We start from the raw sequence: 11815 nt of genomic DNA, 5'->3' as shown, positions 1-11815 counted from the left end.
CGCTCCTCAGGCTTTTTCAGGCTTGGCTTTCGGCAATTCGATGCCCGGGAAAATCTTGATCACCGCCGAGTCGTCTTCGCGGCCGAAACCGGCACTGGAGGCCTGCATGAACATCTGGTGCGCAGTGGCCGACAGTGGCAGCGGGAATTTGCTGCTGCGTGCGGTATCCAGCACCAGGCCCAGGTCCTTGACGAAGATATCCACAGCCGACAGCGGCGTGTAGTCGGCATTGAGGATGTGCGGCACGCGGTTTTCGAACATCCACGAGTTACCGGCACTGTTGGTGATCACTTCGTACAGCGCGTCCGCATCGACGCCTTCACGCAGGCCGAGCGCCATCGCTTCGGCACTGGCAGCAATGTGCACGCCGGCCAGCAACTGGTTGATGATTTTGACTTTCGAGCCCAGCCCGTGAACGTCGCCCAAGCGGTAGACCTTGCCGGCCATGCCAGTGAGGATGGCTTCGGCCTTGGCGTAGGACTCGTTCGGGCCGGAGGTCATCATGGTCATCTGGCCGGAAGCGGCCTTGGCTGCGCCGCCGGAGATCGGGGCGTCGAGGTACAGCAGGTTCTGCGCGGTCAGGCGTTCACCCAGCTCGACAGCGAAAGTCGGCGCCACGGTGGCGCAGCCGATCACCAGGCTGCCCGGACGCAGGGCCGCGATGGCGCCGTTTTCACCAAACAGGACAGTTTCAGTCTGCTCGGCATTGACCACAACGGTAATGATCACGTCGCAGGCAGCGGCCATGCTGGCTGGGGATTGGCAGGCAACACCGCCTTCCTGGGCGAACGCTTCGGTCACGCTGGTGCGCACATCGCAGGCATGCACAGTGAAGCCGCTGCGCAGCAACGAGCGGGCAATGCCCAGACCCATTGCACCCAGGCCGATAACGCCGACATTTTTGCTGTTCATGCAGTAATCCTCAAAGTCAGTGCCGATGCCTGTGTTGCCGGCATTCGAGCGTTTATTGTTCTGATCTGTGAATCCGATAGTGAATCAATGACTGGATAATGTGAAGTATTTTTATTTTTAACAAAATTTAACATCGATAGGGTTTCTCCATCAGGCTTTTCCATCGCCCACAAAAAAGCCCCTGATAGGGGCTTGATTGGAACCGTTCGGTCAGCAACGTAGAGCATCGCTTGCTACACGATCAGAATTTCGGCACCGGTGCGCTGGTGGCGTTGCGCAGCGAGCCGCTTTCCTGACGTACAACCTCTTTGGGCTTGTAGGCACAAAAGCCTGGGCGCGGTCCGATTTTCGGATGGTTGCGGCAGGTGTCCGGGCGCTTTTCATAGATGGTGCACAGGCGGCTTTTGCGATCCAGGTACAGGCAGTCATTGTTGCTCATGCGCTGCAACGTGAAGATTTCCGACTTCTGGTTGTAACGCTCAACGATGCCTTCCTTCTGCAGACGCTTGGCGATGTTCTTCGCCGGGTCGCCACGCTCAAACTCATCGACGATGCCGATGCGGATCAGGTCCTTGATCTTCACTTCTACCGGCAACGTGCAGCAACTGGAGATACAGCCCCCGCACATATGGCTGGAGTACTTGGCCCAGGTGTCGATGCGATCGAGTTCTGCGGCGGCGATCAAGGTGGGTTTCATTTTATTTCAGAATTCCGGGTGTATCGGGGCGCGCGATCATACCGGTCCGCGGCCATTTGCAGTAAGTAAAAATTGCCGAGGCGACTGTCGGTATTGCTCGTATCACCGGTTGCCACTGCCACGCCTGCCGAAAGTACTCAGTCAGCAGGCGTGGTCATGCAGACGGCTGACTCAGGACTTGAGCTTGTCGTCGGCCCTGAACATGCTGCGGATCCCGCGCACGGCCTGGCGGATGCGGTCCTGATTCTCGATCAGCGCGAAACGCACGTGATCGTCGCCGTATTCACCAAAACCGATGCCCGGCGAAACACAGACCTTGGCTTCGGCCAACAGCTTCTTGGCGAACTCCAGCGAACCCAAGTGCGCGTAGGCTTCGGGGATCTTCGCCCAGACATACATCGACGCCTTGGGGTTTTCGACCATCCAGCCCAGTTCGTGCAGGCCTTTGACCAGTACGTTGCGGCGCTGGCGATACTGCTCGGCGATGTCGAGCACGCACTGCTGATCGCCTTCCAGCGCGGCAATGGCGGCGACCTGCAACGGCGTGAAGGTGCCGTAGTCGTGGTAACTCTTGATCCGCGCCAGTGCGTTCACCAGCTCGGGGTTACCAACCATGAAGCCGATCCGCCAGCCCGCCATGTTGTAGCTCTTGGACAGGGTGAAAAACTCGACGGCAATGTCCTTGGCGCCCGGCACCTGCATGATCGACGGGGCTTTCCAGCCGTCGTAGACGATGTCGGCGTACGCCAGGTCGTGAATCACCAGCACGTCGTATTGCTTGGCCAGCGCCACCACGCGCTCGAAGAAATCCAGCTCCACGCACTGCGCGGTCGGGTTCGACGGGAAGCCGAGAATCATCATTTTCGGCTTGGGAATCGAGCCGCGGATGGCCTTTTCCAGCTCGGCGAAGAAGTCCACGCCCGGCACCAGTGGCACCGACCGCACCTGGGCGCCGGCAATCACGGCACCGTAGATGTGAATCGGGTAGCTGGGGTTGGGTACCAGCACGGTATCGCCCTGATCCAGCGTGGCGAGCATCAAGTGCGCCAGGCCTTCCTTTGAGCCGATGGTCACGATGGCTTCGCTTTCAGGGTCGATATCGACCTCGTAGCGTTTCTTGTACCAGTTGGAAATGGCCCGGCGCAGGCGCGGAATGCCGCGTGAGGTGGAGTAACCGTGGGTGTCTTCGCGCTGGGCGACGGTGACCAGTTTTTCGACGATGTGCGGCGGCGTGGCCCCGTCGGGGTTGCCCATGCTCAGGTCGATGATGTCTTCACCACGACGGCGCGCAGCCATCTTCAGCTCGGCGGTGATGTTGAACACGTAAGGGGGGAGTCGATCTATGCGCGCAAAGCGGCGCGGCGAACCTTGGTCAGCCATGAGTGTCTCGCAAACGTAAGCGCCCGGAACCGTCCGAGCGACGTGGCCACATGAGGCGGCCTGCTGCGCAAGATAAGGGGGGCGATGGCGTTTTGTCCACAGGGTTTTTCAGCCAGGCACCGCCCGCGACATTCGGCCCCCACCAAACGGTAGCGGCGGTGTAGAATCGCGCTATTCATCGCCATTCATCCCCCGGCGGGTTTATGAGCTCAGGCCGAGTACACGGTGATCCCGTGGTGTTCGGTTTCTTCGCTGCCTGTGGTCACTGCCGCTCGCCCGCGACGTCAATAGAAGCTCACTCCCTACCCTGATCAGCCCTAGTTTTGCCGGAGTGCTCCAATGCCTGATTACCGCTCGAAAACGTCCACCCACGGCCGCAACATGGCCGGCGCCCGTGCCCTGTGGCGCGCAACGGGCATGAAGGACGAAGATTTCAAGAAACCGATCATCGCCATCGCCAACTCCTTCACCCAGTTCGTACCGGGCCACGTGCACCTCAAGGACATGGGCCAACTGGTCGCCCGTGAAGTCGAACGCGCCGGTGGCGTGGCCAAGGAATTCAACACCATTGCGGTCGATGACGGCATTGCGATGGGCCATGACGGCATGCTGTATTCGCTGCCAAGCCGCGAGATCATCGCCGACTCGGTCGAATATATGGTCAACGCGCATTGCGCCGACGCCATCGTGTGCATTTCCAACTGCGACAAGATCACCCCCGGCATGCTGATGGCGGCACTGCGCCTCAATATCCCGGTGGTTTTCGTGTCTGGCGGGCCGATGGAAGCGGGCAAGACCAAACTGGCCAGCCACGGCCTGGACCTGGTCGATGCAATGGTGATCGCTGCCGACTCCACCGCCAGCGACGAAAAAGTTGCCGAATACGAGCGCAGCGCCTGCCCAACGTGCGGTTCGTGCTCGGGCATGTTCACCGCCAACTCGATGAACTGCCTGACCGAAGCGCTGGGCCTGGCACTGCCGGGCAACGGCTCTGCACTGGCCACCCACAGCGACCGCGAGCAACTGTTCCTGCAGGCTGGCCGCACCATCGTTGACCTGTGCCGACAGTACTACAAGGAAAACGACTATTCGGTGTTGCCACGCAACATCGCCAACTTCAAGGCGTTCGAAAACGCCATGACGCTGGACATCGCCATGGGCGGTTCGACCAACACCATCCTGCACTTGCTGGCGGCTGCTCAGGAAGCCGAGATCGACTTCGACCTGCACCACATCGACCGTCTGTCACGCAAGGTTCCACAGCTGTGCAAGGTCGCGCCTAACATCCAGAAGTACCACATGGAAGACGTACACCGCGCGGGCGGGATCTTCAGCATCCTCGGCGAGCTGGCACGCGGCGGCTTGCTGCACACCGACCTGCCGACCGTGCACAGCAAAACCATGGCCGAAGGCATCGCCAAATGGGACATCACCCAGACTGACGACGAAGCGGTGCACACCTTCTTCAAGGCAGGCCCGGCCGGCATCCCGACGCAGACCGCGTTCAGCCAGTCGACCCGTTGGGAAAGCCTGGACGACGACCGTGAAAACGGCTGCATCCGCAGCGTCGAGCATGCCTATTCTCAGGAAGGCGGCCTGGCCGTGCTGTACGGCAACATCGCGCTGGATGGCTGCGTGGTGAAAACCGCCGGTGTCGATGAGTCGATCCACGTCTTTGAAGGCAACGCGAAGATCTTCGAAAGCCAGGACAGCGCCGTGCGCGGGATTCTTGCTGACGAAGTGAAGGCGGGCGACATCGTCATCATTCGTTACGAAGGCCCGAAAGGCGGTCCGGGCATGCAGGAAATGCTCTACCCGACCTCGTACCTGAAGTCCAAAGGGCTGGGTAAAGACTGTGCGCTGCTCACCGATGGCCGTTTCTCGGGCGGTACCTCTGGCCTGTCCATCGGCCACGCCTCGCCGGAAGCAGCAGCGGGTGGTGCGATTGGTCTGGTGCGCGATGGTGACAAAGTGCTGATCGACATCCCGAACCGCTCGATCAACCTGATGATCGACGACGCCGAGATGGCCGAACGTCGCGCCGAACAGGACAAGAAAGGCTGGAAACCGGTCGAGTCGCGTCCACGTAAAGTGACCACCGCACTCAAGGCCTACGCCCTGCTGGCGACCAGCGCCGACAAGGGCGCTGTGCGTGACAAGGCGTTGCTGGACAAATTGGTGCCTTGATTTGCCCGATCAAAAAAAGCCCTGACGTTCACTAGTCGGGGCTTTTCTTTATTTAACACAGCCCCCTCTTTTCAAGCCCGACGCCTTAAGCCAACGTTGCGGGCCGCAGTCTGATTACTCCGCTCATTACTCTGTAAGAAATGAGCGACAGCCTCTTATGAATTAGCCGACGCGCCCGTTGGCCATCTTGTACTACTTCAACGCCGTATCAGTAGTAACGTTGCTCGACGACCTGATCCGGCAATTTGATGGTGTAAGCCCGGAAAGAAGCGTATAGATTCCCGCCCTCTCTATTTCAGCACTCTTCATCAAAAGAGTCGCCGGTTTTATATCGGAGCAACAATGTTAAAGGATCTAGCCGCTGTATTCGCGCCACAAAACCGTCGCCTGATCAAGTTGTCGACCGTTGCCCGAGACGAACAGGAACTGTTGCTGGAAAAGTTTACCGGCACCGAAGGCCTGTCCAACTGTTCAGTTTTGAGTTATCGATGATCAGCCGCGATGCGGGGATTGAGCTCAAGTCGCAGATCGGCCAGCCGGCGCAATTGGCGATAGAACTGGCCACCGGCGAAGCGCGCTACATCAATGGCTATATCAGTGCGTTCAGCCTGCAAGGCAGTGACGGCGGCCTGGCCCGCTACAGCGCCACACTCAGCCCTTGGCTATGGATGCTCTCGCGGCGTATCGACTCGCGGATTTTCCAGGAACAGACCATCGAAGCCGTTATACGCACGGTATTTGAAGCCTACGGCGCATTGCCCGACTTCAAGTTTCAACTCAGCCAGCCTCTCAAGACGCACAGCTACATCACGCAATACCGTGAAAGCGACCTGACATTTGTTCTGCGACTGCTGGAACACGAAGGGCTGTTCTTCTATTTTGATCACGATAAAGAAAAGCACACGCTAATCATTCTTGATCACTCGCGCGACCTCGTGCCGCTGCCACAACAGCCGCAAATCCGTTATCACACGGCGTCTGTGACCGAGACTTCAGACTCGATTACTGAATGGAGCAGCCACCGACGCCTGCAATCAGGGCGCATGTCCATTCAGACATACGATTACAAGCAACCGCGTAACCAGTTGCCGGTCGGTATGCCCAGTCTCAACGAGCAGGGCAACGTCGAATCGTACGAAGTGTATGACTTCCTCGATCACTACAGCCACGGCACGTTCGCTGACGGCGAACATCTGGTGCGCCAGCGCCTTGAAGCGATTGAAGTGCAGGGCAAGACATTCACTGGCCACAGTAACTGCCGCGCCATGTACCCCGGCCATACCTTTGAATTGACCCAGCACTTTGATCACGACCGCGGTTCTGCCGAAGATCGCCGTTTTCTGCTGTTATCGGTCAAGCACGAGGGCTGCAACAATTACCTCTCGGATGAAGACGCAGGCTACACAAACGAGTTTGAGTGCATTCGTCACAAGATTCCGTATCGCCATCCGATCACCGTGCCCCGCCCGCTGATCCATGGTCCACATACTGCCATTGTGGTCGGGCCACAGGGCGAAGAGGTGTTTACCGATGAACTGGCGCGCATCCAGATCAGATTCCACTGGCAGCGCGGCGACAGCCTTCCGCAGGGCACCACGTGGCTGAGTGTGGCCATGCCCAGCGCAGGCAGCGGCTTTGGTCACCAGTTTCTGCCGCGCATCGGCCAGGAAGTGCTGGTGACGTTTGTCGCCGGGGATATTGATCGTCCGCTCGTCACGTCAGTGGTCTACAACAACCATAATTTGCCGCCGCGCTTCAGTAAGGCTTCGGGGCTGCCGGGCAACCGCACGCTGTCGGGGATCCGTACGCAGGAGCACAAGGGCGACGGCTTCAACGAACTGCTGTTCGATGACACCCCCGGTTCGCTGCGCGCACGCATGGGCACGACCCATCAGGCCACGGCGCTCAACCTGGGCAAACTGACCGACCCACGCACCGACGGCACCGCCCAGCCGCGTGGCAACGGTGCAGAGCTGCGCACCGATGCCGCCATTGCGCTACGTGCCGCGCAGGGCATGTTGCTGACCACTTATGCGCGCACCGACGCCAAAGGCTCGCAACTGGACCGCGAAGAGCTGCTCAAACTGCTGGCCGAGTGCGGCGAGCTGTTCAAATCCCTCGGCGAAACCGCTGCCGCTCGCGGTGGTCAGGCAGTGGACGTCAAAGGCATTGAAGCCTTGCGTCAGTCGCTCGATCAATGGCCCGCGCCGGAGAGCAATAGCCTCGGCGACCCGGTTCTGGCCATGACCGCCGCTGGCGGTATCACCAGCGCCACGCCACGCTCGCAGGTGCACTACGCCGGCGAAAATCACGACACCACCGCGCAGGACAACCTGCAATTGACCAGCGGCGCAGCCCTGCACCTGCAAGCGGGCAAAGGGCTGTCGGCCTTCGCCCAGGACGCCGGCATCAGCGCCATCGCCAACCGGGGCAAAGTGCTGGTGCAGGCCCAGGAAGACGACATCGCCCTCAATGCCCAGAAAAACCTGCACGTCTCGGCTGTCGAAGGCGAAGTGGTCATCACCGCGCCGACCATTCGCCTGGTGGCCGATGACGGCAGTTACATCAAGATCGGCGGCGGCGTCGAGATTGGCTCGCAAGGCAAGGTCACCGTGCACGCCAGCGAACACGACTGGATCGGCCCAAAAACCGACAGCGCCTCGATCCCCTCTTTCGGCCGCGACCCCGCCGCCCAACAGGTCACATTCCACTACCCCGGCCACAGCGAAGCAAGCCCGCGGGCAGCGGCGGACCATTCTTATGAAATCAAACTGGAAGATGGCAGCACAGTGAAAGGATTGACGGACGCAGGCGGACTGACAGAGCGAGTGGAGCGCGAAATGATGCATCAGGCACACGTCTCGGCATTACGCAGCGGCGCACCCAAAGGAGGTGCGTAATGAACGGTGCCGATGAATACGCCGTTGCCCAAGGCAACACACGGCTGATCCCCAACCTCAACACCACCTGCAAAATGGAAGTGCCCGCCGACCTGCCGGGCGTGGTGATCTTTCTGCATGGTGTGAATGATCCGGGGGCTTCTTATGAGTCGGTGGAGACGGGGTTGTGTCAGGGGGTGAATGAGCGGCTGGATCGGCCGGATCTGGTGCCGGGGCGGTATGGGGGAAAATACAAAGAAGCAGGAAACGTCCCCTACGAGAAAAGGGACAGTGACCAGAAAGTCATCCTCGATGATCCTGATACTTATCTCTACCGGCGCGACGCATCTGATCCGAAAACCCATAGCCTGCTAATTCCCTTTTATTGGGGACATCGGGCAGCACCCGATCAAATCAAGCGTGATGACGCGGGCGACCCGTTCAGAATGCGTAATCAGTTTCAGGACATTAATGGCAACCGGCTGGATCGCCACTTTGCCAAAGCGGGAGGGTTTATTGCCAACGCGACCAATAACATACCGGATGTCTATGGTGAAGGTTTTAGGCCCAATCTGAAAAGCATCGCTCTGGAAACGTTCAAGCCAGACAACGCTTTGTATTTTGGTCACTCGCCAGCGCGGCACTATTGCGTATTGGCGGCTCACCGTTTGGCTATGCTGATACGCGAGATCCGTCGCGTGTCGCCTGACGAGACCATAACAATCATGGGCCACAGCCAAGGCACGATAGTCACCTTGCTGGCGCAAGCGTTGCTGGTAGATGGGGGAGACCGTTGCGCAGATACTTTTATCATGGTTGATACGCCTTATTGTGTGTTGCCTGGTAACACTCCCAAAGACCAAGACACATTTTCAACGCTGGTCGGGATCGTAACTGCGATAACCAATATGCCACACACACAACCAGCCATGTCAGAACTCAGGGACGCTAAAACCTACTGCGGCAGAAGCGGTTCTCGATGGTTACCCACTCAAGGTATCCGCAAAAATAAAGTGGGCAGCATGACGGTCTTTCCCGAGCGCGATAACCGAGGAAAGGTGTATCTGTATTTCTGCCCGGATGACACCACTGTCTCACTGGATGACGTCCAAGGCATCGGGACCTATGGAATGCCTGATGCTCTACCTGATGGACGAATGGCAATGATGGTGCTCCCGCAACTACGCTTCTACCAACGCATGTGGACTAAGCGCCATCGCTATGGCGAGGCGATCCTGATCGGCAACACGCCACAACCTGAACTCATGCGTGCCACAGGCGAAGCTCGATACCCAGGTAGCTCATTTGGAGCCGGTATGATTGCTCGCGCGCCTATCCTGGAGGGGCAAGAGCGCCTTATCAATGCAGAAGCGCTGAGTCCGCCTCATGAACCAGAAATGTTCGGCGGCGAAGCGAGCAGGGGCACCCCGACGACTTCAGGTTTGGACAGGCCCGACGATGTTGCGAAGGGCGTTGCGCTGGGAAAGGATGAAGCCACGTTCATGTGGGTAAGAATGCCGTCCGAGTACGATTCTCCGAACATGTCACAACAAGAGGCACAAAACGCTTTTAACGCATTGTCCGACGACCCGGAAAACCATACTCGCGCATTACGAAAAATAAAATCCACGACAAATAGTAGCTCTCATCATGAAAGAGAGGAAACACCCAGAGAAGCACGCGAACGTATGGAGAAAAACCGTGATGCCTGGAGCGAAAACTCCTATCACTCAGGCATACTGCGCAGCCCGGAAAATCATCGCTGGGTGACTGCAATGGACATCGCTATTGGCCAGGCTAAATGCTTGGATGATCCGGCGATGCGTGATGTTCTGATTGCGATTGCGGATTGGAAAATTGACAAAAAAGTATTCGAGTACATTGAAAAGTTACCTGATTGGGTGCGATTGAGCCATAAAGCACAGGCTCTGGTAAAGGCTAGCAATGATTATTATGTAAAAGGTAAATTCCCTCCCTCAAGTTTAGTACCTCTTACACCCCCACCTTTGGTCGGCCCTGCTTTAAATGCAGGAACTGTCGCATGAAAGGCCGCCAATCGAAAAGTCTAATCCGACCAAGCTTGAAGCCTTATCTCGGGATAGCTAGCGTATTACTCATTCTCTGGACTGGATTCGTCCTGTTTGTCTATTACAAAACACAGGAAAGCAACATGAAACTCATCGACATGGGCACCGTGCTACGCTGGAGCATTGCAGTAGTTTTAGGAACCGCACTACTAGCGTACAGCGGGCATTGGTGGGGCAAAGCCATAGCCCATGAGAGAGCCGAACTTGTAGCGTATAAAACCAAGATAATGGCCCAAAATTCTGAACAACAGGCTACGCAAAAACGGACCTATGCGCTGGAAATACGTGGGGTCGGGATTGGTATCTATCACGATCACCAGTCTGAGATCTGGAAGCTCATAAAAAAGAAGAGTAATAATTTTGTCTCAATATACTCCCGAGACCCGAAAGACTATGATGCTTCTGTTGACTCGCGCGAAATAAGTAGAGACATTAAAATCCAAGTAGCGTTCCAGCATTCTGCGGATGCTTCAGTAGCTTACTGGCCTATACCTGTGTTTGCAATTGTCCCACCCAAGCAACCGTCAGATGTTGGTGCTGCCGATAATATTGTCAATGGTAGGAATGCAGCCACCCTAGGGGTAACTCTCTTTTTGTGGCAAGACGCCGATAACACCACACAAGCCCAAAGCATGATTGAGCGTCTTTACAAATTTTTTGATGAAAATCAGCAAGTGCCTCAAGCATTGATTGTAAGTGAAGATGGCGATGTCACGCGAAATGGCCTGCGCGTGGCAGGTACTCCTGGATTGCAACACGGACAGGTTGTACCCACAATCTACGAAAGTATGACTGGATTGTTGGTCACTCGGTCAGATCGGGTGGATCGCTACATTCGTCCCTATGCCATTGATGAAACCGAAAACAATCAGAACAAAAACACAGATCTGGGAAAACTTTGGGCTTTTTACTGGAATCGTGACGACGCATTCACGGAACAGTATGAAAACGAACAAAGCGCCAAAGGCGTTTTAATTCCCAAATCCCCAGGCACCATGTCCACCGCCTACTGGCAAGCCCAACTCCCCACCCTCTGGAAAACCATCAGCAACCGTGGCCCCGGCAATTTCGAGCCTTCCCCTTGGCTGCCCATCCGCTGGGGGCAGCATCAGGTCAAGGAGTTCGACGCCGCGCCGGTGCTCGGCTACCTGCATCGCCCGATCAAGGCGCCCATGCAGGATGAAAACGGCAAGCGCCTGAAACCTGCCTTGCAAGCCAAAGCCCTGCAAGCCGCGTGGATGCAGGCGCTGGACACTCTGCCCGAAGGTCAGAAACCTGTGCGGGTGTTCTACGACAGCACCAACAACCCGGAAGCCGAAATTGCTCTGAACAATGCACTGCACGACCTGAACAAGGACGGCCACGGCCTTGAACTGGGCAACGTCGAAGAAGGCTACGACATCGGTCGCCGTCTGGGTAATACCGGGGTCAGCGGTGCGCTGGTCGAGATCAATCTGGCGACCATCGCCAGCTACAAGGACGGCGGCGTCAGTGCGGTGGTCTACGCAGGCACCGATGGCAGCCTGACCGTACAAATGGTCCGCCCACCCGATGAAGCCCGCAAAGCGAAGAACAGCCAGAACCGTGGTGCCGACCCGTTCACCTACGGCTCACCCTAAGTACGAGCCGCGCGAGAGGTGTGACGTTTTACTATCGAAGAAAAAACCTGCACG

6 protein-coding genes and 1 pseudogene are annotated in these 11815 nt (G+C 57.5%); 4 read left to right on the top strand and 3 right to left on the bottom strand.

Annotation, left to right across the window (positions count from 1 at the left end):
- Positions 1 to 6: 6 nt before the first annotated feature.
- The 3 genes from ltnD to alaC all read right to left on the bottom strand — a co-directional run bounded on the left by ltnD (position 7) and on the right by alaC (position 2989).
- Positions 7 to 939: an L-threonate dehydrogenase gene (gene ltnD / locus PSPTO_RS26180; protein ID WP_327191876.1), complete on the bottom strand. Its 933-nt coding sequence runs from the start codon at positions 937 to 939 to the stop codon at positions 7 to 9.
- 214 nt (positions 940 to 1153) lie between these two features.
- Positions 1154 to 1609, bottom strand: a complete 456-nt coding sequence (locus tag PSPTO_RS26175) for a YkgJ family cysteine cluster protein (RefSeq protein ID WP_003383161.1) — start codon at positions 1607 to 1609, stop codon at positions 1154 to 1156.
- Positions 1610 to 1780: 171 nt separating this feature from the next.
- Positions 1781 to 2989: an alanine transaminase gene (gene alaC, locus PSPTO_RS26170; protein ID WP_005739631.1), complete on the bottom strand. Its 1209-nt coding sequence runs from the start codon at positions 2987 to 2989 to the stop codon at positions 1781 to 1783.
- A gap of 339 nt (positions 2990 to 3328) precedes the next feature.
- Between alaC and ilvD the strand changes: the two genes are divergently transcribed.
- From ilvD to PSPTO_RS26150, 4 genes and pseudogenes are all read left to right on the top strand, one after another.
- A complete protein-coding gene (gene ilvD / locus PSPTO_RS26165; protein ID WP_011105291.1) occupies positions 3329 to 5176 on the top strand; it encodes a dihydroxy-acid dehydratase in 1848 nt (615 codons plus the stop codon).
- A 342-nt stretch (positions 5177 to 5518) separates the two neighbouring features.
- Positions 5519 to 8076 (top strand): annotated as a pseudogene (locus PSPTO_RS26160) (type VI secretion system Vgr family protein).
- Positions 8076 to 10100 carry a DUF3274 domain-containing protein gene (locus PSPTO_RS26155; protein WP_011105290.1) on the top strand — a complete coding sequence of 675 codons (2025 nt, stop codon included), beginning with the start codon at positions 8076 to 8078 and terminating at the stop codon, positions 10098 to 10100. The pseudogene PSPTO_RS26160 and the gene PSPTO_RS26155 overlap by 1 nt, the downstream one beginning before the upstream one ends.
- On the top strand, positions 10097 to 11761 hold the full coding sequence (locus PSPTO_RS26150) for a type VI lipase adapter Tla3 domain-containing protein (protein WP_011105289.1): 1665 nt from the start codon (positions 10097 to 10099) through the stop codon (positions 11759 to 11761). Before PSPTO_RS26155 ends, PSPTO_RS26150 begins: the two co-directional genes overlap by 4 nt.
- Positions 11762 to 11815 lie beyond the last annotated feature (54 nt).

Origin of the sequence: Pseudomonas syringae pv. tomato str. DC3000, from assembly GCF_000007805.1 — a bacterium.
Lineage (GTDB): Bacteria > Pseudomonadota > Gammaproteobacteria > Pseudomonadales > Pseudomonadaceae > Aquipseudomonas > Aquipseudomonas avellanae.
Note: the sequence above shows the minus strand (reverse complement) of the source record. Positions and strands in the feature narration are given on the sequence as shown.

Excerpts from the sequence above, each read along its gene's own strand:
- alaC (WP_005739631.1), bottom strand. The coding sequence starts at position 2,989 with ATGGCTGACCAAGGTTCGCCGCGCCGCTTTGCGCGCATAGATCGACTC.
- PSPTO_RS26155 (WP_011105290.1), top strand. The coding sequence starts at position 8,076 with ATGAACGGTGCCGATGAATACGCCGTTGCCCAAGGCAACACACGGCTG.
- ilvD (WP_011105291.1), top strand. The coding sequence starts at position 3,329 with ATGCCTGATTACCGCTCGAAAACGTCCACCCACGGCCGCAACATGGCC.
- PSPTO_RS26150 (WP_011105289.1), top strand. The coding sequence starts at position 10,097 with ATGAAAGGCCGCCAATCGAAAAGTCTAATCCGACCAAGCTTGAAGCCT.
- PSPTO_RS26175 (WP_003383161.1), bottom strand. The coding sequence starts at position 1,609 with ATGAAACCCACCTTGATCGCCGCCGCAGAACTCGATCGCATCGACACC.